Genomic DNA, 26,050 nt, shown 5'->3' with positions numbered 1-26,050 from the left:
ATGATTTCCACTATCAACGAACGCAATTTCCGTGGCGTGGACCTGAACCTGCTCGTCACGTTTCTCGTGCTGATGCGGGAGCGCAGCGTCTCCGGCGCGGCGCGCAAGCTGTTCATCGGCCAGCCCGCCGCCAGCAGCGCGCTGGCCCGGCTGCGCGAACTGTTCGGCGACGAATTGCTGGTGCGCGGCGCCCACGGCATGGAACCGACGGCGCGGGCCCTGGCGCTGGAAGCGGCGCTGGCGCCGGCGCTGGGCGAGGTGCAGGCGGCGCTGTTCGAGTCCGCGGCCTTCGATCCCGCCACGGCGGAGCACACGTTCACGCTGGGCATGCCGGACTGGGTCGAGCTGTGGCTGATGCCACGCCTGTTCGAGCGGGTGCGCGTGGAAGCGCCCGGCGTACGTATCGCAGTGAAGGTCTGCGACCCGGTTACGGGCACGGCGATGCTGGAGGCGGGCGAGATCGACCTGGGCGTCGGCGCGTTCCGCGAAGGCCCGCGCTGGCAGAAATACACGCCGCTGCGCACGATGGGTTTTCGCTGCTTCTTTCATCCCGCACTGGTCAGGACGCGCCGGCGCGGCACGCTGGCGCTGGCGGACTACACGGCCCATCCGCACGTGCTGGTCAGCTATCGCGCCGCCTTCGAGAGCGCGGCGGACGAGCAGCTTGCCGCGCAGGGCCTGCGCCGCGACGTGCGCTACGTGACGCCGCGCTTCGCCTTGGTGCCCGAAATCCTGCGCCACAGCCCCGCGATCGGCACGGCGCCGGAAGTGCTGGCGCCCCTGTGGCCCGACCTGGTGTCCTGCGCCGTGCCGGTCGCGCTGCCGGCGTTCGACGTCAGCGCGATCGGCCATGCCCGCCGCGAGCGCGACCCGGCGCTGACGTGGCTGCTGGGTGTGATCGCCGAGGTGGCGCGGGAGTAGGCAATGGAAAAGGCGCTGTCCGGACGGGAGCGCCAAATGTAGAAGGCGCTGTCCGGGCGGCAGCGCCAATGAAAAATCCCGCGCGGCGGGGCCGCGCGGGATGCTGGATGAAGCGGGTGCCGGGACCGGATCAGGCGAACTGGCGGGCGGCCGGGCGGGCCAGGCGCTGGTCCACGCTGAAGGCGCCGGCGCCGAAGGCCACCACCTGCAGCAGGCCACCGGCCATCGCGAAGTTCTTCAGCAGGTGGATCAGCTGGTTCTGGTCGCCGATGGCGCGTCAGGTCGCCTTACACGCCGACCATCGACACCGCCTTGGTGTTCAGGTACGACTCCAGCGCTTCCGGGCCGCCTTCGGAACCGTAGCCGGAGTCCTTGATGCCGCCGAACGGCAGTTCGGCGCTCGGCGTGGCCGGCTGGTTAATCCACAGCATGCCCACTTCCATCCGGTTCATCAGCAACTGGGCATTCTTGATCGAACGGGTGAACGCGTAGCCGGCCAGTCCGTACGGCAGGCGGTTCGCTTCGGTGATGGCGTCTTCCAGGCTGTCGAAGCCGCGGATGCCGGCCACCGGGCCGAATGGCTCGTCGTTGAAGATGCTCGCGTCCAGCGGCACGTCGGCCAGGATCGTCGGCGCGAAGAAGTTGCCCGTATCGCCGACCCGCAGGCCGCCGGTGGCGACGACTGCGCCCTTGGCCCTGGCATCCTCGACCACCTGCGACATGGCGCTGACGCGGCGCGCGTTGGCCAGCGGGCCCAGCGTGGTGCCTTCGTGCAGGCCGTCGCCCAGTTTCAGGCTTTCGGCGTGCTGCACCAAGGCGCGCGTGAACTCGGCCTTGACCGCGTTGTGCACCAGGAAGCGGGTGGGCGAAATGCACACCTGGCCGGCGTTGCGGAACTTCGCCGCGCCGGCGGCCCTCACGGCGAGCGCCACGTCGGCATCCTCGGCAACGATGACCGGGGCATGGCCGCCCAGTTCCATCGTCGCGCGCTTCATGTGCTTGCCGGCCAGCGCGGCCAGCTGCTTGCCGACCGGCGTGGAACCGGTGAAGGTCACCTTGCGGATCACCGGATGCGGAATCAGGTAGCCGGAAATCTCGGCCGGGTCACCGAACACCAGGCCCACCACGCCCGGCGGCAGGCCCGCGTCGACGAAGCATTGCAGCAGCGCGGCCGGCGATGCCGGGGTTTCTTCCGGCGCCTTGCACAGGAACGAGCAGCCGGTGGTCAGGGCGGCGGACAGCTTGCGCACGATCTGGTTGATCGGGAAGTTCCACGGCGTGAAGGCGGCCACCGGGCCGACCGGTTCCTTCAGCACCAGCTGCTGCGCGGCCGGGTTGCGCGACGGGACGATCCGTCCATACACGCGCATGCCTTCGGCGGCGAACCAGTCGATGATTTCCGCGCCGGCCAGCGCTTCGCCCTTGGCTTCGGCCAGCGGCTTGCCCTGTTCCTGGGTCAGCAGGCGGGCGATGTCCCCGGCCCGCTCGCGCAGCAGGTTCGCGGCGCGGCGCATGATGGCGGCGCGCTCTGCCGCCGGCACCACGCGCCAGGCTTCGAAGCCTTGCTGGGCGGCCGCCAGTGCGCGGTCGAGATCGGCCACGCTGGCGTGGGCCACGGTACCGATCGGCTGCCCGGTGGCGGGATTGATCACGGGAATGGTCTTGCCGCCGGTGGCGTCGATCCACTCGTTGGCGATGAGGAGACGGGTATCTGGATAGCTAGGCGTAGTCATGGAAAAAACCTCGTTGTGGGGATGACGATGTTACCTCGTACGCCGATCTCCTGCAGGCAAGTGTGCCAGGGGCGTCCTCCACCCTCGTTTATACTCGCAATGGAACGGCTGCTGCGCGGATGGCCGCTTTGCCTGAGAGGAGACGCATGATGACCATCACCATTACCGCCTTCGAACATTCGCCCGACGGCGGCAAGGGACTTGCGCGGGACGTGCGCGTGCGCTGGGCGCTGGAGGAAACCGGGCAGCCGTACAAGGTCCGCCTGGTGGCCAACCAGGCGATGAAGCAGCCGGCCCACCTGGCGCTGCATCCGTTCGGCCAGATTCCCACCTACGAGGAAGGCAATCTCGCCCTGTTCGAGTCCGGCGCGATCGTCTTGCACATCGTCGAACGCCACGCGGGGCTGCTGCCGCACCACGCCCATGCGAAGGCGCGCGCGATCGCGTGGCTGTTCGCCGCGCTCAATACCGTGGAGCCGCCGATCGTCGAACTGTCCACCGTCATGCTGGAGGAACGCGACAAGCCCTGGTATGCCGAACGCCTGCCGCTGGTGGAGGCGCGGGTGCGCGATCGCCTGGACCTGCTTGCCACGCGCCTGGGCGACGCCGAATGGCTGGACGGCCCGTTCAGCGCGGGCGACCTGATGATGGTGTCGGTGCTGCTCAGGGCGAGATCGTCGGGCATGCTGGACGAGTATCCGAACCTGGCCGCCTATGTCGCCCGGGGCGAGGCGCGGCAGGCCTACCGGCGCGCGTTCGCCGCCCAGCTGGCGGTCAACGCGCGTACAGCGTCCGGCTGAGCCAACGGCACGCTGGTTGGGCGCGGCAATCACGGACTTGATTGCAAGGGCCCGGATGCTTGAGTTCCCGGCATGGCTCTGCTACGGTGGCCAGGGCATCGAACAAGCTGCTGCTGAACAATAAGACGGAGACCTCCACGGCATGGCACGACCTTTCCCGCAGCGCGCGGCGATGTACGCGCACGCCCGCTTCTCCGGCGACCTGTTCGCCTGCCTGCCGGCTTTTCTCCTGGCCCTGCTGCTGTGCGCATGGGCCGTGTGCATCCCGGCCGCCGCCCAGCAGCGCGTGGAACGATACGGCATGTACGAAGTCGTCCTGAAAGGCAAGGACGCCGGTAATCCGTTCATCGACCTGGAGCTGACCGCCACGTTCACGCGCGGCGGCGAGCGCTACACGCCGGAAGGTTTCTACGACGGCCACGGCACCTACCGCGTGCGCTTCATGCCGCCCGCCGCGGGGCAGTGGACGTATGTCACGCACAGCAACCATCCCGACCTGGACGGCAAGAAGGGTGCGTTCACGGCCGTCGAAGGCGCGAACAAGGGGCCGGTCCGCGTGGCCGACACGCATCACTTCGCGCATGCGGACGGCACGCCGTTCCGGCCGTTCGGCACCACGATCTACGAGTGGGCGTTCCAGCCGGAGCCGAAGAAGCTGGAAACGCTCGCCACGCTGAAGAAGGCGCCGTTCAACAAGGCGCGCATGCTGGCGGTACCGCCGTACAAGCCGGGCTATGTCGAAGGCCCTGGAAAGCTGACCGAGTTTCCGTTCGTCGGTACCTCTCGCGACAATTTCGATTTCTCGCGCTTCAACCCGGCGTATTTCCGCAGCCTGGAACGCGACGTCAAGCGGCTGTCCGACCTGGGCATCCAGGTCGACCTGATCCTGTTCCGGCCCTACGACAAGGGCCAGTGGGGCTTCGACACGACCAGCGACGCCGTCAACCAGCGCTTCGTGCGCTACATGGTGGCACGCTTCGCCGCGTTCCAGAACATCTGGTGGAGCCTGGCCAACGAGAACAGCTACATCCGGCACCTGGCGGACGAGGATTTCGACCGCTATTTCCAGATCGTGCAGAAGTACGACCCGTACCAGCACCTGCGCTCGATCCACAACGCCGACCGCATCTACGACTACAACAAGCCGTGGGTGACCCACGTGAGCCTGCAGTACTACAACGCCGTGAAGGTGTTCGGCGTGTCGCCGATGCTGCGCGACATGTACCGCAAGCCCATCGTGCACGACGAGATCAACTACGAGGGCAACTCGCCCAGCCGCTGGGGCCAGCTGTCCGGCGAGGAACTGACGCGCCGCTTCTGGGTCGCGCTGGTCGGCGGCGCGTATGCCACGCACGGCGAAGTGCTGGAATCGGGCAAGGTGCGCGGCTGGATCGCCGGCGGCGGCCAGCTGGCCGGCACCAGCCCGGAACGCATCGGCTTCCTGCGCAAGATCGTCGAGGCCGGGCCGCGGCGGGGGCTCGCGCCGATCGACCAGCTGTTCGTGATGAATGCCGCCGGCGAGCCGGGCGAATACTATCTTTACTATTTCGGCGACGATAAGCCCGCCGAATTCCCGTTCGTGCTGCCGGTCAAGGGCCTGCGCAAGGGGATGAAGTTCAGGGCCGACATCATCGATACCTGGAACATGACGGTCACGCCCGTGCCGGACGCGTTCGAGATCGGCGAACCGCCGCGCTACCGGGTAGCCGACGTCGACAACCGGGTGATCAAGCTGCCGGGCAGGCCGTACATGGCGCTGCGCATCCAGCGCGTCGGCGACATGCCGAAGGCCGCGCCCGAGCCTGCCCGCAAGCCCGCCGCCGGCGCGATCGTCGAAGAAGAACTGTAGGCCGCCATGGACAGGCGCCACCGCTTTTTCTGGACAGAGGCGACAGGGCAGCCGTAAGCTGTGGCACCTGGCAGGAATGCAAGCCGATCCGTGCCAGGCATGTCGTACGTGAAAATCCACGCGAACGGACCCCATGGACATCCAGACCGACGAACGGCGCTTCCACCATCTCGATGCGCTGCGCGCCAGCGCGCTGCTGATCGGCATCCTCCTGCATGCGATCATGTCCTTCCTCCCGGGCTACCGGGAAGCTGGCTGGCCGATTTCCGATGCCTCGACCAGTACCGGCCTGGGTATCGTCTACTATGTCATCCATCTGTTCAGGATGCCGCTGTTCTTCCTGCTCGCCGGCTTCTTCGCGCGCCTGCTGCACCAGAAGCTCGGCACGCGCGGCCTGCTCCGCAACCGCCTGCGCCGGATCGCCTTGCCGCTGGTCGCGTTCTATTTCGTGGTCATGCCGTCGATCGTCGTCGCCATGGTGTGGGGCGCGCGCCAGCTGGACATCAAGGCGGCGGGGAAGGTCGAATATCCGATGCCGATCATCGGGCCGCCGGTACCGTGGGGGCACCTGTGGTTCCTGTACATGCTGCTGGTGATCTACCTGGTCGTGGTGCTGCTGCGCGCCGCGGTCGCCAGGTTCGACACCGGCGGAACGCTGCGCTCCGCTGCCGGGCGCCTGGCCGACCTGTCGTTCCGCACCCGCCTGGCGCCGCTGATCCTGGCCCTGCCCATCGGCGCCTCGCTGCATGGCGCCCCGTGGTGGGTGCAATGGCAGGGCATCCCGTCGCCGATCGCGGGGCTGGTGCCCAACGTGCCGAGCATGCTGGCCTACGGCGGGGCGTTCCTGGCCGGCTGGTTCCTGCACCGGCGGCAGGACACGCTGGAGCTGCTGGCGCGGGACTGGCCGCTGTATGGCGCGGGCGCGCTGCTGGGCATCGCCGGCGCGCTGGCCATTGCCGGCGCCACGCCGAAGCTGGCGGTCCTTCCGCTCGGCGCCACCGGGCAGGCCCTGTACCTTGCCGCCTACCTGGGCGGCATGTGGTGCGCCACCTTCTGCGCCATCGGCGTGGCGCAGCGCTGTTTCGCCGCGCCGTCGGCACGCTGGCGCTACCTGGCCGACGCCTCGTACTGGATGTACCTGATGCACTTGCCCGTGGTGTTCCTGCTCCAGGCGTGGATGCTGACATGGCCGCTGCACTGGTCCGCCAAGCTGGCGCTGATCCTGGCCATCACGGCGGCGCTCCTGGTGGGCTCCTATCACTTCCTGGTGCGCCGCACGTTCATGGGCGTGTTCCTGAACGGCCGGAAGTATCCCGCCACGGCGCGCGTGGCGCCGGTCAACCCGGCAGGGCAGGTGCCGGGCGCGTGAATCCGGGACGGCCGCCGGCGCCTGGCGCGCCGGTGGCGCGGCTTGCCCAAGCTGCACAGTTGCCGGTCCGGCATCCGCTCGTAGCCCATCCGTTGCCGCATCGCGTCAATCCGGCGATTTGCGGAAGGAGGGCATTGCGATGCCTCGTGGAAACAGTTTAAAGTGTCGGCAGCGTAGTACCCGAAGCATCGGGGTGCGCCCGCCATCCACAGTCACCGTGCAATTCACACATGCCGAACCTGCCAGACGCCCGCCTGCGCCGAGGGAAGACCCAGGGCGGCTTCACGCTGATCGAACTGATCGCCGTCATCGTCATCCTGGGCATCCTGGCCGCCGTCGCGCTGCCGCGCTTCGCGGACCTGCGCAGGGATGCGCGCATCGCCTCGCTGCAGGCCGTCAAGGGCGCGCTGGTCACCAGTGCCACGCTGGTGCATGGCAAGGCGCTGATCGATCCGGGTGCGGCAACCGTCACCGTCGACGACGTGGAAGTGACGCTCGTCGCCGGTTATCCGTCGCCGGCCGGCGGCGGCAATACGGCGGCGGCGGCCGGCCTGAGCCTCGACGACTACATCATCCGCTACGGTTCGGCCACGGCAACCGCCACCCAGCCCGCGCTGCCCTACAACTCCTTCGCGGCGATCCCCGTCAAGGTGGCGAACACGCCGGCCGCGCTGGCCTGCTTCACGCAATACGTGGGCGCCAGCGGCTCGGGCAACGCCGTCAGGCCGCCCGTGGTCACGGTCGTGTCGGACAGCTGCTGATCCCGGCCGCTGGCGCCTGACCCCTTATTCCCATGCCCGCGCCGCGGACCGGTGGATGGTCCACGTGAAGCCGGCGCCCACCGAGACGCCGCTGGTCTTGCGGAACAGCGGGCTGTCGCGGTTGGCCGCGTGGCTGTGGTTGTCGTAGCGGGTGAAGCCGAACACGCGCCAGTCCGGCGACAGCCGGCGCGACAGGCTCAGGCCGAGGCGCGTCATCAGCAGGCCGCCCGAAGCGTGGTACTCCGGCCGTTCGGCAGTGGCGTATTGCGGCGCCACGTCGTAGAAATACGCGTGCAGCCGCGCATTGCCGTACACCGCGCCCACGGTGGCATCGGCCTGCCACTTGCCGGTGCCGTCGCCGGTCTCGAACACCACGCGCGGTTCGAACACGAGGCCGCGGCGCTCGAAGCCATTCCTCAACTCCAGCGGCACGCGCAGCGGCAGTTCCAGCCGGAGGCGGCTGTTCGGCGAAGGCTCGGCCAGCAGCACCTTCAGGCGCGGCCCGAATTCCAGCAGTGAGTTCAGGTCCGGCATGCCCTTGCGCGCCTCGACGTCGTCGGAACGGGCCGGCAGCGACAGCGCGAAGCCCAGGTCGAGCTCCACCCGGTCGCTGTTGATCAGGCGCGCGCTGACGCCGGAGCGGTCGGCGCGGATGATCTTGCCGCGGTAGATCACGAGCGGCAGCACGAGCCCGCGTGCGGAGCGGTCGTCCGCGCCGGGATAGGCGGGCGTGGAAGCGGCACCGCCGAACACGCCGAGTTCCCACAGCGGCAGGTCCGGGGCGGGCACCGGCGCCTGCTGCGCGGCGGCGGGCGCCATCATCGCCAGCATGGCAAGGCAGGCCGACAGGCAAGCCGGCAAGGACGTCGATAGCAAGGTCGAAGATGAAAGGCGGGGCATGGGCATGGTGGGGGCTGACTAAATGACAATGCCGGCACATTACCATGCGTGACCGTCCACAGTAAGGGGTGCGTGCCGGCCTTATACTCGGGTTTTGCCTCCGCAGCCGACCGCGCATGACGACCAAGCCCACGACTCCCGCCACGCCCGCGAAACCCTGCTGCGCCGCATCGCGCGCCGGGTCCAGTATTGCAGCCGTATCGGAGCAGCCGTCATCACCCTCGCTCCTGGAATCGGAATCCGCTGCCGTGCCACCGCGCCGTGCGATGGTCCAGCTGCCGGCCGCCACCTTCCTGATGGGCACCGACTACGCCCGCTCGAATCCCGGCGATGGCGAAGGCCCGGTGCGGCCCGTTTCGCTGGCGCCGTTCTCGATCGACGTCTACCCGGTAACGAACGCGGATTTCGCGGCGTTCGTGGAAGCCACCGGCTACGTCACCGAGGCGGAGTGCTTCGGCACCTCGTTCGTGTTCCAGGGCCAGATACCGGATGAACGCTACGAGGAAATGGTGGAAGACACGCTGGCGGCGGCGCCCTGGTGGTGCCTGGTGCGCGGCGCCTGCTGGCGGGCGCCCGAGGGCCCCGGTTCATCCATCGACACGCGCATGACGCATCCCGTGGTGCACGTCTCCTGGAACGACGCCATGGCCTATGCGGCGTGGAGCGGGGCGGCCCTGCCGACCGAGGCGCAGTGGGAATACGCCGCGCGCGGCGGCCTCGAACAGAAACTGTACCCGTGGGGCGACGAGCTGGCGCCGCGGGGCCGGCACCTGTGCAATGTGTGGCAGGGCGAATTCCCTGCACAGGACACGGGCGAGGACGGCTTTGCCGGCACCAGCCCGGTCGACGCCTTTCCCCCGAACGGCCATGGCCTGTATTCGGTGACCGGCAATACCTGGGAGTGGTGCGCCGACTTCTGGAGTACCGGCTTCAGCGACGCGCCGAGCCAGGATCCGCAGGGGCCTGCGCACGGCACCGCGCGCGTGATGAAAGGCGGGTCCTTCCTGTGCCATGCGTCGTACTGCAACCGCTACCGGCCCGCCGCGCGCACCATGAACACGCCGGACAGCGCCGCCTCGAACATCGGCTTCCGCTGCGCCAGGCCGGCCGGCTGAGCCTGGTGTCTCGAAGCGCCCCGAAAAGCCCACCCCAAGGGCAAATTCCGGGGTCAGGGTGGAGTACTGGCTGGCAGGCCAGTACCGCTACGCCGGCAAGGAGCGATGCTCCTTGAAACCCCGGCTACGCCCCGGCGGGGTGAAGCAGGGGTTTCGCGAAGCATGCTTCGCGCCTGCGAAACGGTGCTGGCATGCAGGCCAGCACTCCCTCCTGACCCCAGCCCTTCGCTGTTGGGGTGTATGCATGCGCTTTCAATGTGCCGGATGACCCTTACATGAACGGCATTACGGTAACGCCGGGTCTTTGCGGGTATTCTGAACGCTGAATGGCATTCCCGGCCCAACTAGCCCTTGCCGGGCGGCGGGTCCGGATACTCGGTGGAAGCGACGTGTTCGCGCGCCATGCCGTCGGCCATCCGCTTCACGATGTCCGGGTGCTGCCCGGCGACGTTCGTGCTTTCCTTCGGATCGCGCGACAGGTCGTACAGTTCCAGCGGGCCGCCGCGCTTCATGCGCAGCGCCTTCCACTTGCCCCAGCGCGCCACCTGGCGGAATTCCGGCTCGTAGAACTCCCAGTACAGGAAGCGGTCTTCCCCCTGGCGCTGCGCATCGGCGAGGAACGGCCGCAAGCTCACGCCATCGCTTTTTTCGCGCGGCGCGCCGGCCAGGTCCAGCGCGGTCGGCAAGAAGTCCGGGAAATACACCGGCACGTCGCTGACGGCGCCGGCGGCGACCTTGCCCGGCCAGCGCACGATCCACGGCGTGCGGATGCCGCCTTCGTACATGTCGCGCTTGTAGCCGGTCAGGCCGCCGTTCGAATCGAAGAAGTCGGCGATCCGGGTCTGCTGCGTCGTCGGTTCCGAGCGCGGGCCGTTGTCCGAGGCGAAGAAGACCACCGTGTCCTTGTCCAGGCTTGACGCGGCCAGCTTGTCGAGCAGCTGGCCGATGCCGAGGTCGAGGTAGTGGATCATCGCCGCATAGGTTTTTTCATCGTTCGACCAGTCCGCACGGTCCGCATACGGCCCGAAGTCGGGCGCCGTGAACGGCGAATGCGGGCTGTTGTAGGCTGCGTACAGGAAGAACGGCGCAGCCTTGTGGCGTTCGATGAAGTCGATCGCATCGCCGGTGATCATGGCGGTGTCGTAGCGCCCACGCTTGCCGTTTGCGTTCTCGGGAATATCGACCAGCTTCTCTCCATGCACGCGCTGCGCCGGCCAATAGCCCTGCGTGCTCTCCAGCGGCGTGAGCCAGCCCTTGAACTCGTCGAAGCCGAACTGGATCGGCGTGGCCTGCGGGTCGAAGCCGTCCAGGTGCCACTTGCCCATCAGGCCCGTGCGGTAGCCGGCATCGCGCAGGTACTGCGCCACGGTCTTGTCTTCCGGCAGCAGGTTCGGGCGGCGCCACAGCTGCTTGCCCTTGCCCTTCGTGCCCAGCTTGCCGCCGGCCAGCGCCGTGTTGTCGCGGATGCGCGCGTGGCCCGTGTGCAGGCCCGTCATCAGCGCGCAGCGCGACGGCCCGCACACGGGCGCGCCCGCATAAGCCTGGGTAAAACGCATGCCTTCCCTGGCCAGGCGGTCGATGTTGGGCGTGGCGATGCGGCGCTGGCCATACACGGCCGTGTCGCCGTAGCCCATGTCGTCGGCCAGGATGAAAATGATGTTGGGGCGCCGGGTGCCGGGCGGCGGCGCATTCAGGGTAAAGGCGGAGCCGGAGGTGGAGGCCGAGGCGGCGGCGATGGCGGCCAGCGCGCTGGCGATGAATTCTCTGCGGATCATGTGTTTTCCTCGTAGCGCACGAGGTTAGCACGTGGAAAAACGCCGCCTGCTCAAGTTGTTGAGCAATCGTAAAGGTTTTATCTGAGCAACTGTGCGGACGCTTGCCCGCCAGCATGTTAAACTTTACATCTTGACAAGTAGTAGCCGAAGGAGGCGTCCCACGCATGCGTCATATGCTCCGTAGCCTGATTTTCCTGCTGTTCTCGCTGGCCAGCCTTCCGGGCCACGCCCTGTTCGCCAAGCCACCCGCACCCACCGCCGTCGTCATCCAGCCCGACCCGCTGGGCCGCGAAACGCCGCGCGCGATGGTGTCCGGCATGATCGAGGCGCTGGCCGAACTCGATTACGACCGCGCCGCGCTGTATTTCGACCAGCCCGCGGTGAGCAGCAACCGCCAGCGCATGCAGGCCATCGGCCAGGCGCGCGGTTTCCATGCGCTGCTGGACAATGGCGGCTCGATCCGGCCCTTCGCCGCGCTGTCGAACGAACCCGGCGGCACGCTCGACGACGAGCTGCCGATCGACCAGGAAGCCGTCGGCGAAATCACCGTGAAGGGCAAGCCGGTGCCGGTGCTGCTGACACGTGGCCAGGATGGCGACCGGCAGGTGTGGCGGGTATCGAAGGAAACGCTGTCCCAGATCGCCGCCGCCACGGGCCGCGTGACCGCCGCGCAGCAGGCCGAGCAGGCGGCCGAGGACAAGGAATTCATCGTGGCCGGCGCGCCGCTGAAGGACTGGGCGATCCTGCTGGGGCTCGGCATCCTCGTCTTCGGCGGCCTGTGGATGCTGGCGGCGCTGCTGGTGGCGGACACGCGCCGGATGGTGGCCGATCCGGCGGCCAACGGCATGTACCGCTTCGTCGAGGCGGCGCTGCCGCCATTGAGCCTGCTGATCGCGGTCGGCATCTTCTATAACTGGGCGGATCGCCTGCCTGTCGCCATCGTCGCGCGCCAGACGCTGCTGCGCTATGCCGGCATCGTCGCCGTGATCGCCGTGGTCTGGTTCGGCCTGCGGCTGGTCGACGCGGTCGCCGAACTGGCCATCACGCGCATGCAGCGGCGCGGCCGGCGGCAGATCGTGTCCGTCATCACGCTGGCGCGGCGCACCGTCAAGGTCCTGCTGCTGCTGTTTTCCGGCATCGGCATCCTCGACACGTTCGGCATCGACGTCACCACCGGCATCGCGGCGCTGGGCATCGGCGGTATCGCGCTGGCGCTGGGCGCCCAGAAAACGGTGGAAAACCTGGTCGGCAGCGTGACCGTGATCGCCGACCGGCCGCTGCAGGTGGGCGACTTCATCAAGGTCGGCGACGTGGTCGGCACGGTGGAGGACGTGGGCATCCGCTCGACGCGCATCCGCACCGGCGAACGCACCGTCGTCACGATTCCCAACGGCGACCTGTCGGCGCGCCAGATCGAGAACTTCGCCGACCGTGACCGCTTCCTGTTCAATCCCGTGATCGCCGTCGACCATGCCACGCCGTCGGCCAAGCTGAAGGAAGCCATCGCCATCGTGCAGGGCGTGCTGGCCGAACACGAACACATCGCCGAGGGCGCGCGGGCCCGGCTGGGCAGCATCGGCGAGCGCTCCTTCAACATCGACGTGTTCGCCTATATCGACGTGCGCGAATTCGACGTGCAGGTCGTCATCCGCGAGGCGCTGCTGCTGGCGATCTACGAGCGGCTGGAAGCGGCCGGCATCGACCTGGCGTTCCCGAACCAGACCATCCTGCTGTCGGCGGGCGGCGAACGGGCAGCCGTCGAAGTGGCGGAAGAACTGCCCCGGTGACGAGTGGCCGCATCGGACACCATCGCGCAACATCGCGTACCATCATGGCCGCTTCCGCCATGCAAGAGTAGTCAACATGATTTATTGCGCGTAAGATGCCGGGTTCCGTCGAAAAAATGCACACCCGCACCATGAACAGCCAAGCCACCACTATCAGGGAAGCCATCGCCGTCGTCCTGCGCGCCTGCCGCGCCGCGCTGCCGTTTTTCCTCAGTATCGAAACGTGGCTGATGGTGGCCGTGGCCGCCGCCACCGTCGGCGGCTTCTGGCTGGCGTTCATGGGCGACCTGCGCAGCCTGGTGCTGTTCGGCGGCGCGGTCGGCTACCTGGTGCTGCGCTCGGTGCTGCACGCGAAGCGCATCCTCGGCTGGCCGTTCGTGTGAGCCGGCAGCGCTGAAGCACGCGCCGGCGCGCGCCGGTACAATGGCCTTTCCAACAACGAAAGGACCGCCATGGGCGCACTGCACGACATCCCCCTGAAACGCATCGACGGCACCGACGACACGCTGGCCGCGCACCGCGGCAAGGTACTCCTGGTCGTCAACGTCGCCTCCAAGTGCGGCCTCACGCCGCAATACGCCGGCCTCGAGGCGCTGTACCAGGACAGGCGCGCGCAGGGCCTGGAAGTGCTGGGCTTCCCCGCCAACGACTTCATGGGCCAGGAACCGGGCAGCGACGAAGAGATCAGTTCCTTCTGTTCGCTGAACTACGACGTCAAGTTCCCGCTGTATTCCAAGATCTCCGTGCTGGGCGACACGCAGCACCCGCTGTATGCCGCACTGGTCGCGGCGCAGCCCGAAGCCACCGGTGACGGCCCGTTCCGCGAAAAGCTCACGCAGTACGGCGTGCACCCGGCACGCAAGGAAGACGTGCTGTGGAACTTCGAGAAATTCCTCATCGGCCGCAACGGCGACGTGGCCGGCCGCTTTGCGCCGGACGTGACGGCCGACGACCCGCGCCTGGTGGCCGCGATCGACGCCGAACTCGCCAAGGCCTGAGCGCCCTGGCGCACGTGACGAACCATCCGCGCGTCCCTCGCGCGCCCACTGGCCTTCCCGGCATGCCATGGAACTGATCGACATCGTCCTGAAGGCGGGCCGCTCGGCCGTCGAACTGTCGCTGTTCATCCTGCTGCCCATCATGGTCGTCATGCTGTGCCTGATGCGCATGCTGGAAGCGCGCGGCGTGACGGACTGGGTGGTGGCCAAACTGGCGCCGGTGCTGAAGCCCGTCGGCCTCACGGGCCTGAGCGTGTTCGCCGCGCTGCAGATCAGCCTTGTCAGCTTCGCCGCGCCGATCGCCACGCTGGCGATGATGGAACAGCGCGGCGCGTCGGACCGCCACCTGGCCGCCACGCTGGCGATGGTGTTCGCCATGGGCCAGGCCAATGTGATGTTCCCGATGGCCGCGCTGGACCTGCGGCTCGGCTTCGCGCTGGCGGTGTCGCTGGCCGGCGGGTTGCTTGCGGCTGCGGTCACATACCATGGCTTCGGCCGCCGCCTGTCCGCCGCCGAGAAAACGATGGACGAGACGCTGAAGCACCCGGTGGCGGAAGACGGCAAGGGTGTCCTCGACGTGATCAACCGCGCGGGAGCGGAAGCGTTCAGGATCGCCGTGGGCGTGATCCCGATGCTCGTGCTGTCGATGGTCGCCATCACCATCCTGCGCGGGCTCGGGCTGTTCGCCTGGCTCACCGGCCTGCTTGCGCCGCTGCTGCAAGCCGCCGCCATCGATCCCAGCCTGGTACTGCTCACGCTGACCAAGGCGCTGGCGGGCGGCACCGCGGTGTTCGGCCTGCTGGACGACATGCACCGCGAAGGCACCGCCCAGATCCCCCATGCCGTCCTGGTCAACCAGAGCGCCGGCTGGCTGATCCACACGATGGACGTTCCCGGCGTGGCCATCCTCATCTCCGCCGGCAAGCGGGTGGCCAGTGTCTGCGCGCCGGCGGTCCTCGGCGGCTGCGTCGGCATCGCGGCGCGCACCGCCGCCCATGTTCTCTTCGGCTGAATCCTGTTGGGCTCGCAGCTGGGCGTATACCACGGCACTTCACGCCGCATGGTTCAGCTCAGTCTTTGTGGAATAATCGACAAGCGGCATCCGGCCGGCGCCAGACCGGAAACAGGATGCCGCGGCGCTTGCATACCCTGCACCACGCGCAAGCGTTCCCATACTCCAACAGAGAATAGAGGACGACATGAATCTTGCCGACATCAGCAAACTGGGCGTTGCCAACCCCTTCCGCGAACGCTACGACAACTACATCGGTGGCCGCTTCACCGCGCCGGTGAAGGGCGAATACTTCGCCAACGTCACGCCGATCACGGGCCAGCCATTCTGCGAGGTGGCCCGCTCGTCGGCCGAGGACATCGAACTGGCGCTCGATGCGGCCCATGCGGCCCGCGAAGCTTGGGGCAAGACATCCCCCGCTGAGCGCGCCAACATCCTGAACCGCATCGCCGACCGCATGGAGCAGAACCTGGACCTGCTGGCCACCGCCGAGACCATCGACAACGGCAAGCCGATCCGCGAAACCAAGGCGGCCGACATTCCCCTCGCCATCGACCACTTCCGCTATTTCGCCAGCTGCATCCGCACGCAGGAAGGCGCGATTTCCACCATCGACGATGAAACCTACGCCTACCATTTCCACGAGCCGCTGGGCGTGGTGGGGCAGATCATCCCGTGGAACTTCCCGATCCTGATGGCTGTATGGAAGCTGGCACCGGCGCTGGCGGCCGGCAATTGCGTGGTGCTGAAACCGGCCGAGCAGACCCCGGCCTCGATCATGGTGCTGGTGGAGCTGGTGGGCGACCTGCTGCCGGCCGGCGTGCTCAATATCGTCAACGGCTACGGGCTGGAGGCGGGCAAGCCGCTGGCATCGTCCAAGCGCATCGCCAAGATCGCGTTTACCGGCGAAACCGCCACCGGCCGGCTGATCATGCAGTACGCCGCGCAAAACCTGATCCCCGTCACGCTGGAACTGGGCGGCAAGTCGCCGAACATTTTCTTCGCCGACGTGATGGATGCCGACGACGACTACTTCGACAAGTGCCTGGAAGGGTTCGCGATGTTCGCGCTGAACCAGGGCGAGGTGTGCACCTGCCCGTCGCGCGTGCTGGTGCAGGAATCGATCTACGAGAAATTCATCGAACGGGCGCTGGCGCGCGTGGCGAAGATCCGGGCCGGCAACCCGCTGGACGCGAACACGATGATCGGCGCCCAGGCTTCGCAGGAGCAGCTGGAAAAGATCCTGTCCTACCTCGACATCGGCCGCCAGGAGGGCGCCGAGGTGCTGACCGGCGGCGAACGGGCCAGCCACGAAGGCGACCTGTCGGGCGGCTTTTACGTGCGGCCCACCGTGTTCAAGGGCGACAACAAGATGCGCATCTTCCAGGAAGAGATCTTCGGCCCGGTGGTCTCGGTGACCACCTTCAAGGATGAAGCCGACGCGCTGCGCATCGCCAACGACACGCTGTACGGCCTGGGCGCCGGCCTGTGGACGCGCGACGGCGCGCGTGCCTTCCGTGTCGGCCGGGCCATCCAGGCCGGCCGCGTGTGGACCAACTGCTACCACCTGTATCCGGCCCACGCCGCGTTCGGCGGCTACAAGCAGTCCGGCATCGGCCGCGAAAACCACAAGATGATGCTCGACCATTACCAGCAGACCAAGAACCTGCTGGTGAGCTACAGCCCGAAAGCGCTGGGGTTCTTCTGATGGCATCGGCCGACGCGGTGGCGCATTCCGTCGCCCGCGTGACCGCCACCCCCGCCGCACTGGCCTTCATCGGCGAGCTGCGGCGGCGGCACGGTCCGCTGATGTTCTTCCAGTCCGGCGGCTGCTGCGACGGCAGCGCGCCGATGTGCTATCCGGACGGCGAGTTCAATGTGAGCGACACGGATGTCCGCCTGGGCGAACTGGATGGCGCGCCGTTCTACATGGGCGCCGAGCAGTTCGCCTACTGGGAGCACACGCAGCTGATCATCGACGTGGTCGAGGGCAATGGCGGCATGTTCTCTCTCGATAACGGCACCGGGCGGCGCTTCCTGGTGCGCTCGCGGCTGTTCACGGACGAGGAGTGCGGGCAGTTGCAGTGCCAGCCGGCCGGGAAGTCCGGCGGCCGGTAGCGGGCTCGTCGATGGGCAGAGGCAAGCGACGAGCTTGCTTCTGCTGCTGCAGCTGATGATGCTGCTGATGCTGATGCTGTTGATAATCAAGCAGCCGGAAGGGATGCCATGACCGAGCATCGAATCTATACGACGCCGTTTGCCAGGCTGTACCCGATGTACGTGCAGAAGGCCGAACGCAAGGGGCGAACGAAAGACGAAGTCGACCGGATCACCTGCTGGCTGACGGGCTACAGCCCGGCGCAGCTGGCGGCGGCGGCCGAAGGGCAGGGCGATGTCCGGGCCTTCTTCGATGGGGCGCCGGCGTTCCATCGGCATGCCGCGCTGATCACGGGCCTGGTGTGCGGCGTGCGCGTCGAGAACGTCGAGGATCCGCTGATGCGCAGGATTCGCTACCTGGACAAGCTTGTCGATGAGCTGGCGAAGGGCAAGTCGATGGAGAAGATCCTGCGCTGAGCGGTCCACGCGCGGCGGCGCCAGTGAGCATGGCACTGCCGCGCGGGCCGGGCACGATCAGTGCGCCGCTTCCGGCGCCATGACCGGGCCGGCCGGCAGCGCGGCCAGGCCCTTCGGCTGGCTGACCGTCAGCGACGTCACGTAGCTGGCGCTGGCATAGGCCTTGCCCGCGCGTTCGCCGCCGGCCTTGTCCGTGTGCTTGGTCTCCAGCACGTACACGCCGCGCCACGGCAGGTCGAACTGCACGGCGCCCTGCTCGTCGGTGGTGGCTTCCTTCGCCCAGCCGCTCGGCACGGTGGCATTCACCGCCACCTTCGGCAGCGGCTGGCCTTTGTAGAACACCTTGAATTGCCCGGCCTTGCCGGTGGGGACGATGTCCAGCGCCAGCTTCGGCGCCTGGGCGGCGAAGTTCGTCACCAGGCGCGCGGCGGGAATCCACACATGCGTGCTGACCTGGCCATCCTTGGTGGTTTCCCACGACGGGTAGTTGGCTTCCTCGGCCACGATCGATTCGCCGGCGGCCGGCGCGGCGGACAGCACGAAGCCTTTCGCGGTCTTGTCGGCCGTCAGCGCGCGCTCGCCGGCCGCACCGATCAGCGTGGCGCTCGGGGCGGCGAACTTGTCCAGCAGGCCGGGCGTGGTCTCGCGCTGGTTCAGGGCGAACTCGCCGAACTGCAGCTTGACGGTCTTGCCGTCCTGTTCCAGCCAGACATGGTGGGCGTGGGCGGCCGGGGCGGCCAGGATGGCGAGGGAGAGCAGCAGTTTGTTCATGGGTGAGGATCGGAGGTTAATGGCAGGCATGCATTGTAATGCGAATCATTCGCAATTGACAAACAGTACCGTCATCGCCGCCGCAATCCCCGCTTGCCGCGACCATGGCTGCGGTCGCGGCTGCCGGCTCAGCAGGCCGTCGGCTTCACCCGTTCGACTTCCAGGCCGAACAGGGGGCGCAGGCGCGTGCCCACCACGTTGCCGAGGAATGCCATGACCAGCCACAGCCAGCCGTGCAGGCTGCCGGAGACGATGCCGCTGAAGTAGGCGCCGATATTGCAGCCATACGCCAGCCGTGCGCCATAGCCCAGCAGCAGGCCGCCGGCGACGGCCGCCACCAGCGAGCGCAGCGGAATGCGCCACACGGGGGCATAGCGGCCGGCCAGCGCCGCGGCCAGCATGGCACCGAGCACGATGCCGATATCCATCACGGACGTCACGTCCTGCCATACCGGCGCGGCCAGCGCGGCGGCGTTCTTGGCGGTGGACCAGTAAGTCCAGCTGCCGACGTCGATGCCCAGCAGCGCCGCGCCCTTGGCGCCCCACAGCGCGAACGCCGACGTCACGCCCCACGGCCGGCCGGACAAGGCCAGCGTGGCGAAATTGAGCAGCACCAGGGCGATCGCGCCCGCCACCAGCGGCCACGGGCCGTGCAGCCACGGCGACGTGTGCGCCGGCTGCGTGTGCGACGCGACGAGCTTGCCGTGGCGGCGCTTTTCAACGATGACGGTGATGGCGGCGATCAGTGCGAAAACGAGCCAGTTCAATGCCAGCGCGGGCGCCAGGCCCAGCGCCTTGACGGCGGACACCGGTTCGAGTTGCGGCATCGATGTCCAGAACGGCATGTGCGCCGTGCCGATCACCGAGCCGGCGATGAAGGCGATGAGCGTGACGACCATCCGCGTGCTGCCACCGCCCACCGTGTACAGCGTGCCCGAAGCGCAGCCGCCGCCCAGTTGCATGCCGATGCCGAAGATGAAGGCGCCCACGATCACCGAGGTGCCCGCCGGCGACACGAGGCCGGTCACGGGATTGCCGAACAGGGTGCCCGCCGCCAGGGCAGGGAAGAACAGCGCCACGCCGATGGCGAGCATCAGCATCTGCGCGCGCAGGCCGGCACCACGGCCATCGGCGATGAACACGCGCCAGGCGGAGGTGAAACCGAATGCCGCGTGGTAGAGCGACACGCCGAGCAGCGCGCCGACGACGTACAGCGCGGCCTGCTTCGGGCCCACGACCTGGGCGAGATACCACGCGCCGAGCACGATGAGAAAGAGGGAAACACCGAGCGGCTTCGGATTGATGGCCGTACGGGCGGGGAGGGTTGCGGAGGTTGAAAGAGACATGGCGAAAACACCGGCAAAATTTCGTAAGCCGTTATTTTCGCGCGTTTTTTTGTTTCGTGCAGGGCGTGGCGAGAAGGTGGAAATGCTGACAATGACCTACATGCTCATGCATTCAACCAGGAACGGACGATATCAAGCGCCGAGTGCTGCCACGTTGCCCGCGCCATGGCGGCGCACATCGAAGTGATCTGCCACGAAGCTACGACATCGGAACCGCTGTCACCTCTGATCCGTTACAGCGTTATCTCCGCCACTGTCGATGCCGCCACCCACCGTCACCGCGAGCGGAAGATCCGCCCACCCGCGCAGCGCCGGCAGCAGATCCGGTTGCGCACGTGGGCGCCGAACAGCAGCAGGGCGCCGGCCACGCTGGCCACGGCTTCCGCGTCGTGCCCGAAGCGCGGTTCGACGACGAACATGGCAAGCGCCAGGCAGGCCAGGCCCGCGCCGCCGAGCAGCGGCACGGCGCGGCGGCGGTGCGCCAGGTAGCCCGGCCCGAGCGACAGCAGCGCGGCCACCACTGCCACGCCCAGCAGCACTTCGTGCACGTGCCCGTCCTCGGCCCAGCTCATGGCCGGCAGCACGGCCAGCAGCACCGGCATGGCCAGGCAGTGGACCATGCACAGGGTGGAAGCGAACAGGCCCGCGGCATCGGCCGCGCCGGTCAGTTTGTTCATGGCGATCTTTCGTCGATGGGGTCAGAAGAAATAGCGCAGCGAGCCTTCAAGCTGCGTGCGCGGCACGGTCGACACCAGCAGGCCGGCGGTGGTGCCGTAGGCGATGTCGCTGGCGAATTCGTGCGGCTGGACCACCAGTGCCAGCGATGTCTGCACCCGGCCGGTCTCGTAGCCCGACTTCAGGCTGTAGCGCACGTAGGTCGGCATGTCGCGCCGCACGGAGGGCGTGCCGCTGTAGTAGGGATTGCGTGCCGTGACGTACACGTCGCCATTCACCGTGAGCTTGCCGGGGCCCAGCGCGCGACGGTACTGCGCGCCGGCCTTCCACGTGTGCGCCGGCACGGACAGCAATGCTCCGGCGCCCGGTGCCGGATTGTCGAGCCGCGCGCGCAGGATGCGGCCGTAACTGAGGTAGGCGCTGGCCGCGCGCCCCGGCTGCCATTTCACGTCGACTTCATAGCCGCGGCGCGTGGTCTGGCCGGCTGGCAGGAACACGTTCGGGGCGGTGTTGACGATCTCGTCGTCGTTCTCGATCGAATAGACCGAGGCGGCCACGTTCCAGCCGGCGGCCGGGCGGGCCGCGATGCCCAGGTCGTGCGAGCGCACCTTGCTCGGATCGATGCCCGCGTTGACGCGGCCGCCCGGCGCGCCCAGCGGCCCGAGGCTGCCGCTGGCGCTGACCTGCTCGGCCGCCGGAGAGCGGAAACCCTGTGCCACGTTGGCGAACACGTCCAGGCCGGGATGCGCGCTCCACAACAAGCCGTACTTCGGCGTGAACGCCGTGCCGCGGTAACCGGTCGAGGCGGCCGGCAGCTTTCGGTTGACGATGTCGTAGTCGAAGCGGTCGTAGCGGGCGCCGGCATGCAGCTTCAGTGCCGGCAGCACGCGGTACTGGCCCTGCAAGAAGGCGCCGTAGGTCAGCAGGTCAAGCTCCTGGTTGTTGACATAGTTCGCGGTGGGTTGGCGGTCGCGGTACTGGCGGCGCAGCGCGTCGCCCTTGTCCGCGCGGGCATCGACACCGGCCGTCAGCACGGCCTTGTCGCCGAAGCTCCATGTGTTGCCCGCACGGCCGCCGTGGATCGTGCGGTCGTCGTAGCCGAAGGTGTGCAGCGTGGCGCTGTTGGCGATCGCCCGGCTGCGTTCGAAGTCCTCGGCGTATACCGTTGCGAACCAGCCGTCCGCACCGGTGGGCTGGCGGTTGAACACCAGGGTCTTGCGATGCGCATCGCCGAAGCCGGGCAGGCCGAACTGCGTGGCATGCGGGTCGAGCCCGGCTTCCAGCGCCGGCAGCGGCAGGTAGCCCGCGCCCGCGTAGTCGGAGCGGTAGTAGCTGGCACGCACGCTGTAGATGCCGTCGCCGAGCGTCATCGACAGTTTCCAGAACAGGTTGCTGCGGTCGTTGCTGGCGCCATGGCGGAAACCGTCGCCGCGGTAGCGGTCCGCCACCAGCAGCGAACGCACCGCGCCGTATTCGCCCGAGAGCGTGAGGGAGCCGCGCCGCCCGCCATGGCTGGCCAGCGTGAGCGCCGCGCTGGACGGCGTGGCGGCGCCGCCTTCGCGGGTGGCGATGGCGATCGATCCGGCGCGGTTCTGGTCGCCGTACAGGGCCGAGACGGGGCCCTTGATCACGTCGATTGAGCCGATCATGTCGGCCGTCATCCATTCGAGGAAGGCCGGGCCGTGGCCGGCGCCGCCCTGGCTGGACGGGATGTTCTGCGGCACGCCGTCGATGGTGATCGCCGTGTCCGCGCCATGCGTGCCCTGGGTGGCGAAACCGCGCATGCGGAAGCCGTTGCCCGTGTCGCCCTGGTCGATGTTGTTGGCCACCACGCCGGGAATGCGCTGGAACACGTTCGAGATGTCGCGGCCGATGGCCAGCGTGGCGATATCGCCGGCCGTGATGGTGGTGACGCTGGCGGGCAGCGCGCTGGCCGCGGTGGAAGGCGTGATGCGGTCGTCGCCCCGGCTGCCCCGGATCTCGACCACCTGCGCCGGCGCCATGCCGGCCGGTTCATCGGCGGCACATGCCGCACCGTGGACCGCGCAGGCGATGAAGACGGCCCGCGGCAAGGCGTGCACCGGAAACGGGGCGGGGAGGGAACGACGGGGCAGCGAAAGCACGGCGGGGCTCCAGGATCATTGGCAGGCCTGAACTATACGATAATGAGAATGCATTATCAAGTGCGCGCAATGCTTGAGCGGTAATGCGGTTGCGGAGTGACACGGCCCGGATCGCCGGCAAGCGCTTTCCAGCAGCGCCTGTGCCGATACATGAAGCGGGGTGACGCTGACAGATGGCGCGGGTTTTCCGAGCCTATGCAGGCGAAGGACCGCGCTCGAGGTAGGTGCCGAGCGCAACGAAGGTCTTGACGCCCTTGAAGCCTTCCAGCCGGTGCAGCTTCCCCAGCAGGTCTTCGAGTTCGACCGGACCGCCGGTCCTGACTTTCAGGATCATCGCGGTATCCCCGGCCACAGTATGAATTTCCTCGATTTCGGGAAAGGCTGACATGTCGAGCACGCGCCGGGTCGTTTGCCAGTTGCTGGTCTCGAGGTGCACGAAGGCCAGCAGGCGCTTGCCGATCTTCGGCCCGTCCAGCAGCGCGACCGTGGCCTTGATCACGCCAGCGCGCTTGAGGCGCTTGACGCGTTCGTGGACCGCGGGCGGCGACAGATGGATTCTTTCGCCTAATTCGGCATAGCTGAGCTCGGCGTTCTGCGCCAGCAAACCTAATAATTTTCGGTCGGTGGTGTCGAGTGTGCCGTGCTCGTCACGGCTGCGCCGAACAGTTTTCGTATCTTCGTCCATGCGCGTTTTACCTGCTCGATCGATGAATAGAATTATCGCGGAACACGATTCTACAGAAGAAGTCCTGTTCATTTCATCATCACTGCCGGAGGCTAGCCATGGATTTATTCACCCACCCCGATTTCGACGACCATGAGCTGGTCATTGCCTGCACCGACCGCGCGAGCGGCCTGCGCGCGTTCATCGCCGTGCACGACACCAGCCTGGGTCCAGGTATGGGCGGCTGCCGGATGCAGCATTACGCCAGCGAGGCGGCCGCCCTGCGGGACGCCCTTCGCCTGTCGCGTGCCATGAGCTACAAGTATGCTGCAAGCGGGCTCAGCTACGGTGGCGCCAAGGCGGTCATCATGGATGTACCTGGAACGGGTACGCGAAACGCGCGCTTGCTTGCCTTCGCCCAAATTCTGGAACGGCTTGGCGGCCTCTACACCACGGCCGAGGACGCAGGCATCGATACCGCCGATGTGCGCCTGATCAGCACGCAAACCCGGCACGTTCGCAATCTTCCGCTCGAGGAAACGGGCGACGGCGCCTTGTGTACGGCGTGGGGGGTGCTGCACGGGATCAGGGCCGCACTCGAACACCGGGACATGCCCGGCTTCGCCGGCCGGACCGTCGCAGTCGAGGGCCTGGGCAAGGTCGGCATGGCGCTTTGCGGACTGTTGCACCAGGCCGGCGCCAAGCTGCTCTATTACGATATCGACGCGGCCAGGGTCGCGCAGGCCCGGGAAGCCTACGGCGGCGTTGCCGTACCGGCGAGCACGATCCACAAGGCCGAAGCGGACGTGTATGCGCCTTGTGCACTCGGCGCGACCCTCAATCCCGCGACGGTTCCGGAAATTCGCGCCCGGATCGTCGCTGGCGCCGCCAACAATCAGCTGAGCGACGCAGCGCAGGACCGCATTCTCTGGGAGCGCGGCATCACCTACTGTCCCGATTATGTGGTGAATGCAGGCGGCGTGCTGTCGGTAGCACCGCGCGGGAAAGTCTACGCACGCGCCGATGCGCTGGCGCGGGTGGCCGGCATCCTCGACACCACCCGGCAGGTGCTGGCGCTGTCGCGCAGCGAACGGATTCCGAGCGGAGCCGCGGCCGACAGGCTGGCGCTGGGGCGCTCGCGCCGGCCGCTGCCTGGCCACCAGGCGGCATCCCGCGCTCCAGCCGTATTGCAAGGACAGGCATCCGTCGCGGACTAAGGAGATTCAGCATAGGGCTCCTTCTCATCACTCATTGCGATGCCTGCACCTCCGTTGTCTGTCCGTTCCCTGAGCTCCCCGGCGCGTCATGCAAGGCGCCATAGCTGGCGCGGGCCTCCCTGATGCTTGGCCAGTGATCGCGGATCCACGATGTAAAGCCCTCCAGCGCGGGCAACATGCTGGCGCCCATGGGTGTCAGCTCGTACTCCACACGTGGCGGAACTTCGGGGAACAGAAAGAATGACATGCCGGGCGACCGCTTCCGGGACAGGGCAGGGTGTTGCCGGGCGCTCTTAATCGGCCTCCGCGGCGAGATAGGCAAACGCCGCATACACGGCGGTGTTCTGGTCGATGGCGGCACGATCGACCTTGTCAAAGGTATCGTTGGCGCTGTGATGATGGTCGAACAGTTCGCTGGCGTCCTGTTCGAGCTGCGCCCATGGCATGCCTTGCCGGGCCAGGAAGCCGAGGTCGGGGCCGGGGGTGCCGCCCGAGGCGGTCCGCACGCCGAGTGGTGCCAGGGCGCGATCCAGTGCGCCGGCCAGGCTGGGGGACAGATGGGGCGAGCGGATCGCGATGATGCGGCCGCCGCCCCAGTCGCTTTCCGCTGCCATGCGATGGCGCGACAACTCGGCCGCATCCCGGGCGGCGTACCGGCGGGCGCCGTGGAATCCCTGCTCCTCGTTGGCAAACAGCACGACGCGCAGGGTGCGGCGCGGGCGCTGTGGCAAGGCGCCAATCAGCTTGCCCGCAGCCATGGTCACGCCGATGCCGAAGCCGTCATCGATGGCGCCGGTGCCCAGGTCCCAGGAGTCGAGGTGCGCGCCGATCAGCACATATTCCTCCGGCCGTTCACGTCCGGTTATTTCGCCGATCACGTTGTGCGAGACATGGCTGGGGCGCGAGTCCACCGCGATGCGCAGCGCAATGCGTACGGTTTCGCCCCGGCGCAGCAGGCGGCTCAGCAAATCCGCATCCGGCGCCGAGAGTGCGGCAGCCGGGATTCGCGGCATGTCCGGGGTGTAGTCGACACTGCCGGTGTGCGGCAGCCGATTGCTGGCCGTGCCCAGTGACCGCAGCAGCAGCGCCGCTGCGCCTTTCTGGCCCGCGATGCTGGCGGCACGGCTGCGGATCGGCAGCACATCGAAGTAGCCGCTGCCGTCCCGCCTGCGCTCCATGCGCTGCGAGATGAATACGATCCTGCCCCGGACGGCATCCGCCTGCGCAGCCTCCAGTGCATTCAACGAGGGAAATTCGATCACCGTGGCGCTGATGCCGTCCGGATCGGTTGCCACACTGCCGCCCAGCGTGGAAATCGCCAGGCGATGCGTGGCCGGGCTGGTGACTTCGGCGCTTTCGCCGATGCGGCGCCACGTCGGGAACGTCACCGCTTCGGTGTACACCTTGTCATAGCCGAGCGCCTTGAATTTCTCGACGGCCCATGCTACCGCTTTCGCGTCTTCGGCTGAGCCAGCGGGGCGTGCCCCGACCTCGGTCGTGAGGGATTCCACGATCTCATAGGCGCCGCTGCCGGCGCTGGCGCGCTCACGCAGGGCGGCTGCATGCTCTTCCGGCGTGGCGGCTGCAACCGGCCAGCCAAGCGAGGCCAACGCCACTGCCGTGGCCAGGAACTGAAGGATCTTCATGGTATTCCTCCCGT

Annotated in this window: 24 protein-coding genes and 1 pseudogene; 14 read left to right on the top strand and 11 right to left on the bottom strand. The window is 67.7% G+C overall.

Going from position 1 to position 26,050, the window contains the following annotated elements:
- Window positions 1-921 carry a LysR family transcriptional regulator gene (locus OU994_RS22840; RefSeq protein ID WP_281607820.1) on the top strand — a complete coding sequence of 307 codons (921 nt, stop codon included), beginning with the start codon at window positions 1-3 and terminating at the stop codon, window positions 919-921.
- Window positions 922-1,051: 130 nt separating this feature from the next.
- Here OU994_RS22840 and OU994_RS22835 read toward each other — a convergent pair.
- Together OU994_RS22835 and OU994_RS22830 are read right to left on the bottom strand one after the other, a co-directional pair.
- A pseudogene (locus OU994_RS22835) lies at window positions 1,052-1,195 on the bottom strand (LysR family transcriptional regulator); the annotation flags it as partial.
- Window positions 1,196-1,208: 13 nt separating this feature from the next.
- Window positions 1,209-2,654: an NAD-dependent succinate-semialdehyde dehydrogenase gene (locus tag OU994_RS22830; RefSeq protein WP_281607819.1), complete on the bottom strand. Its 1,446-nt coding sequence runs from the start codon at window positions 2,652-2,654 to the stop codon at window positions 1,209-1,211.
- A 149-nt stretch (window positions 2,655-2,803) separates the two neighbouring features.
- Here OU994_RS22830 and OU994_RS22825 point away from each other — a divergent pair, with 149 nt between their 5' ends.
- From OU994_RS22825 to OU994_RS22810, 4 genes are all read left to right on the top strand, one after another.
- Window positions 2,804-3,454 carry a glutathione S-transferase family protein gene (locus OU994_RS22825; RefSeq protein WP_281611692.1) on the top strand — a complete coding sequence of 217 codons (651 nt, stop codon included), beginning with the start codon at window positions 2,804-2,806 and terminating at the stop codon, window positions 3,452-3,454.
- A gap of 142 nt (window positions 3,455-3,596) precedes the next feature.
- On the top strand, window positions 3,597-5,303 hold the full coding sequence (locus OU994_RS22820) for a DUF5060 domain-containing protein (RefSeq protein WP_281607818.1): 1,707 nt from the start codon (window positions 3,597-3,599) through the stop codon (window positions 5,301-5,303).
- A gap of 133 nt (window positions 5,304-5,436) precedes the next feature.
- The gene (locus tag OU994_RS22815) at window positions 5,437-6,672 is read left to right on the top strand and encodes an acyltransferase family protein (protein WP_281607817.1); all 1,236 of its coding nucleotides are present in this window, start codon (window positions 5,437-5,439) and stop codon (window positions 6,670-6,672) included.
- A 230-nt stretch (window positions 6,673-6,902) separates the two neighbouring features.
- On the top strand, window positions 6,903-7,433 hold the full coding sequence (locus tag OU994_RS22810; RefSeq protein ID WP_281607816.1) for a type II secretion system protein: 531 nt from the start codon (window positions 6,903-6,905) through the stop codon (window positions 7,431-7,433).
- Window positions 7,434-7,457: 24 nt separating this feature from the next.
- On the opposite strand, the gene OU994_RS22805 is transcribed toward OU994_RS22810, so the two are convergent.
- Entirely contained in the window at window positions 7,458-8,333 is an 876-nt protein-coding gene (locus OU994_RS22805; protein ID WP_281607815.1) for a MipA/OmpV family protein, read from the bottom strand.
- 116 nt (window positions 8,334-8,449) lie between these two features.
- Here OU994_RS22805 and OU994_RS22800 point away from each other — a divergent pair, with 116 nt between their 5' ends.
- Window positions 8,450-9,448, top strand: a complete 999-nt coding sequence (locus tag OU994_RS22800) for a formylglycine-generating enzyme family protein (RefSeq protein WP_281607814.1) — start codon at window positions 8,450-8,452, stop codon at window positions 9,446-9,448.
- Window positions 9,449-9,792: 344 nt separating this feature from the next.
- Here the strand turns inward: OU994_RS22800 and OU994_RS22795 are convergent, their stop codons facing one another.
- Window positions 9,793-11,223: an arylsulfatase gene (locus OU994_RS22795; RefSeq protein WP_281607813.1), complete on the bottom strand. Its 1,431-nt coding sequence runs from the start codon at window positions 11,221-11,223 to the stop codon at window positions 9,793-9,795.
- Window positions 11,224-11,387: 164 nt separating this feature from the next.
- On the opposite strand from OU994_RS22795, the gene OU994_RS22790 reads away from it, so the two are divergent.
- The 7 genes from OU994_RS22790 (at window position 11,388) to OU994_RS22760 (ending at window position 17,594) form a co-directional block, all read left to right on the top strand.
- Entirely contained in the window at window positions 11,388-13,010 is a 1,623-nt protein-coding gene (locus OU994_RS22790; RefSeq protein ID WP_281607812.1) for a mechanosensitive ion channel family protein, read from the top strand.
- A gap of 131 nt (window positions 13,011-13,141) precedes the next feature.
- Window positions 13,142-13,393 carry a hypothetical protein gene (locus tag OU994_RS22785; RefSeq protein WP_281607811.1) on the top strand — a complete coding sequence of 84 codons (252 nt, stop codon included), beginning with the start codon at window positions 13,142-13,144 and terminating at the stop codon, window positions 13,391-13,393.
- A gap of 69 nt (window positions 13,394-13,462) precedes the next feature.
- The gene (locus OU994_RS22780; RefSeq protein WP_281607810.1) at window positions 13,463-14,008 is read left to right on the top strand and encodes a glutathione peroxidase; all 546 of its coding nucleotides are present in this window, start codon (window positions 13,463-13,465) and stop codon (window positions 14,006-14,008) included.
- A gap of 67 nt (window positions 14,009-14,075) precedes the next feature.
- Complete coding sequence (locus OU994_RS22775; RefSeq protein ID WP_281607809.1) at window positions 14,076-15,020, top strand: nucleoside recognition domain-containing protein; 945 nt, start codon at window positions 14,076-14,078, stop codon at window positions 15,018-15,020.
- Between the two features lie 187 nt (window positions 15,021-15,207).
- Window positions 15,208-16,728 carry an aldehyde dehydrogenase gene (gene adh, locus OU994_RS22770; RefSeq protein ID WP_281607808.1) on the top strand — a complete coding sequence of 507 codons (1,521 nt, stop codon included), beginning with the start codon at window positions 15,208-15,210 and terminating at the stop codon, window positions 16,726-16,728.
- Window positions 16,728-17,138, top strand: coding sequence for a DUF779 domain-containing protein (locus tag OU994_RS22765; protein WP_373922479.1), 411 nt, complete (start codon window positions 16,728-16,730; stop codon window positions 17,136-17,138). The genes adh and OU994_RS22765 overlap by 1 nt, the downstream gene beginning before the upstream one ends.
- A gap of 108 nt (window positions 17,139-17,246) precedes the next feature.
- Window positions 17,247-17,594, top strand: coding sequence for a DUF2200 domain-containing protein (locus tag OU994_RS22760; RefSeq protein WP_281607807.1), 348 nt, complete (start codon window positions 17,247-17,249; stop codon window positions 17,592-17,594).
- Between the two features lie 57 nt (window positions 17,595-17,651).
- Here the strand turns inward: OU994_RS22760 and OU994_RS22755 are convergent, their stop codons facing one another.
- From OU994_RS22755 to OU994_RS22735, 5 genes are all read right to left on the bottom strand, one after another.
- Window positions 17,652-18,365 carry a DUF4198 domain-containing protein gene (locus OU994_RS22755; RefSeq protein ID WP_281607806.1) on the bottom strand — a complete coding sequence of 238 codons (714 nt, stop codon included), beginning with the start codon at window positions 18,363-18,365 and terminating at the stop codon, window positions 17,652-17,654.
- Between the two features lie 128 nt (window positions 18,366-18,493).
- Window positions 18,494-19,711 (bottom strand): YeeE/YedE family protein, encoded by a 1,218-nt coding sequence (locus OU994_RS22750; protein WP_281607805.1) that lies wholly within the window; start codon window positions 19,709-19,711, stop codon window positions 18,494-18,496.
- A 275-nt stretch (window positions 19,712-19,986) separates the two neighbouring features.
- Entirely contained in the window at window positions 19,987-20,388 is a 402-nt protein-coding gene (locus OU994_RS22745; RefSeq protein WP_281607804.1) for a MerC domain-containing protein, read from the bottom strand.
- A 21-nt stretch (window positions 20,389-20,409) separates the two neighbouring features.
- Entirely contained in the window at window positions 20,410-22,509 is a 2,100-nt protein-coding gene (locus OU994_RS22740) for a TonB-dependent receptor (protein ID WP_281607803.1), read from the bottom strand.
- A gap of 193 nt (window positions 22,510-22,702) precedes the next feature.
- Window positions 22,703-23,194, bottom strand: coding sequence for an Lrp/AsnC family transcriptional regulator (locus tag OU994_RS22735; protein WP_281607802.1), 492 nt, complete (start codon window positions 23,192-23,194; stop codon window positions 22,703-22,705).
- A gap of 98 nt (window positions 23,195-23,292) precedes the next feature.
- On the opposite strand from OU994_RS22735, the gene OU994_RS22730 reads away from it, so the two are divergent.
- A complete protein-coding gene (locus tag OU994_RS22730; RefSeq protein WP_281607801.1) occupies window positions 23,293-24,390 on the top strand; it encodes a Glu/Leu/Phe/Val dehydrogenase dimerization domain-containing protein in 1,098 nt (365 codons plus the stop codon).
- Between the two features lie 31 nt (window positions 24,391-24,421).
- Here OU994_RS22730 and OU994_RS22725 read toward each other — a convergent pair whose 3' ends face one another.
- On the bottom strand, window positions 24,422-24,637 hold the full coding sequence (locus OU994_RS22725; RefSeq protein WP_281607800.1) for a helix-turn-helix domain-containing protein: 216 nt from the start codon (window positions 24,635-24,637) through the stop codon (window positions 24,422-24,424).
- A gap of 46 nt (window positions 24,638-24,683) precedes the next feature.
- Window positions 24,684-26,036, bottom strand: a complete 1,353-nt coding sequence (locus OU994_RS22720) for a M28 family peptidase (RefSeq protein WP_281607799.1) — start codon at window positions 26,034-26,036, stop codon at window positions 24,684-24,686.
- Window positions 26,037-26,050 lie beyond the last annotated feature (14 nt).

This window comes from Pseudoduganella sp. SL102 (assembly GCF_027856995.1).
Classification (GTDB): domain Bacteria; phylum Pseudomonadota; class Gammaproteobacteria; order Burkholderiales; family Burkholderiaceae_D; genus Rugamonas; species Rugamonas albidiflava.
This window is presented reverse-complemented; position numbering and strand designations above follow the sequence as displayed.

What these genes read in the sequence shown, in the direction of transcription:
- OU994_RS22840 (WP_281607820.1), top strand. Translation starts at nt 1, where the DNA reads ATGATTTCCACTATCAACGAACGCAATTTCCGTGGCGTGGACCTGAAC.
- OU994_RS22830 (WP_281607819.1), bottom strand. Translation starts at nt 2,654, where the DNA reads ATGACTACGCCTAGCTATCCAGATACCCGTCTCCTCATCGCCAACGAG.
- OU994_RS22825 (WP_281611692.1), top strand. Translation starts at nt 2,804, where the DNA reads ATGACCATCACCATTACCGCCTTCGAACATTCGCCCGACGGCGGCAAG.
- OU994_RS22820 (WP_281607818.1), top strand. Translation starts at nt 3,597, where the DNA reads ATGGCACGACCTTTCCCGCAGCGCGCGGCGATGTACGCGCACGCCCGC.
- OU994_RS22815 (WP_281607817.1), top strand. Translation starts at nt 5,437, where the DNA reads ATGGACATCCAGACCGACGAACGGCGCTTCCACCATCTCGATGCGCTG.
- OU994_RS22810 (WP_281607816.1), top strand. Translation starts at nt 6,903, where the DNA reads ATGCCGAACCTGCCAGACGCCCGCCTGCGCCGAGGGAAGACCCAGGGC.
- OU994_RS22805 (WP_281607815.1), bottom strand. Translation starts at nt 8,333, where the DNA reads ATGCCCCGCCTTTCATCTTCGACCTTGCTATCGACGTCCTTGCCGGCT.
- OU994_RS22800 (WP_281607814.1), top strand. Translation starts at nt 8,450, where the DNA reads ATGACGACCAAGCCCACGACTCCCGCCACGCCCGCGAAACCCTGCTGC.
- OU994_RS22795 (WP_281607813.1), bottom strand. Translation starts at nt 11,223, where the DNA reads ATGATCCGCAGAGAATTCATCGCCAGCGCGCTGGCCGCCATCGCCGCC.
- OU994_RS22790 (WP_281607812.1), top strand. Translation starts at nt 11,388, where the DNA reads ATGCGTCATATGCTCCGTAGCCTGATTTTCCTGCTGTTCTCGCTGGCC.
- OU994_RS22785 (WP_281607811.1), top strand. Translation starts at nt 13,142, where the DNA reads ATGAACAGCCAAGCCACCACTATCAGGGAAGCCATCGCCGTCGTCCTG.
- OU994_RS22780 (WP_281607810.1), top strand. Translation starts at nt 13,463, where the DNA reads ATGGGCGCACTGCACGACATCCCCCTGAAACGCATCGACGGCACCGAC.
- OU994_RS22775 (WP_281607809.1), top strand. Translation starts at nt 14,076, where the DNA reads ATGGAACTGATCGACATCGTCCTGAAGGCGGGCCGCTCGGCCGTCGAA.
- adh (WP_281607808.1), top strand. Translation starts at nt 15,208, where the DNA reads ATGAATCTTGCCGACATCAGCAAACTGGGCGTTGCCAACCCCTTCCGC.
- OU994_RS22765 (WP_373922479.1), top strand. Translation starts at nt 16,728, where the DNA reads ATGGCATCGGCCGACGCGGTGGCGCATTCCGTCGCCCGCGTGACCGCC.
- OU994_RS22760 (WP_281607807.1), top strand. Translation starts at nt 17,247, where the DNA reads ATGACCGAGCATCGAATCTATACGACGCCGTTTGCCAGGCTGTACCCG.
- OU994_RS22755 (WP_281607806.1), bottom strand. Translation starts at nt 18,365, where the DNA reads ATGAACAAACTGCTGCTCTCCCTCGCCATCCTGGCCGCCCCGGCCGCC.
- OU994_RS22750 (WP_281607805.1), bottom strand. Translation starts at nt 19,711, where the DNA reads ATGTCTCTTTCAACCTCCGCAACCCTCCCCGCCCGTACGGCCATCAAT.
- OU994_RS22745 (WP_281607804.1), bottom strand. Translation starts at nt 20,388, where the DNA reads ATGAACAAACTGACCGGCGCGGCCGATGCCGCGGGCCTGTTCGCTTCC.
- OU994_RS22735 (WP_281607802.1), bottom strand. Translation starts at nt 23,194, where the DNA reads ATGGACGAAGATACGAAAACTGTTCGGCGCAGCCGTGACGAGCACGGC.
- OU994_RS22730 (WP_281607801.1), top strand. Translation starts at nt 23,293, where the DNA reads ATGGATTTATTCACCCACCCCGATTTCGACGACCATGAGCTGGTCATT.
- OU994_RS22725 (WP_281607800.1), bottom strand. Translation starts at nt 24,637, where the DNA reads ATGTCATTCTTTCTGTTCCCCGAAGTTCCGCCACGTGTGGAGTACGAG.
- OU994_RS22720 (WP_281607799.1), bottom strand. Translation starts at nt 26,036, where the DNA reads ATGAAGATCCTTCAGTTCCTGGCCACGGCAGTGGCGTTGGCCTCGCTT.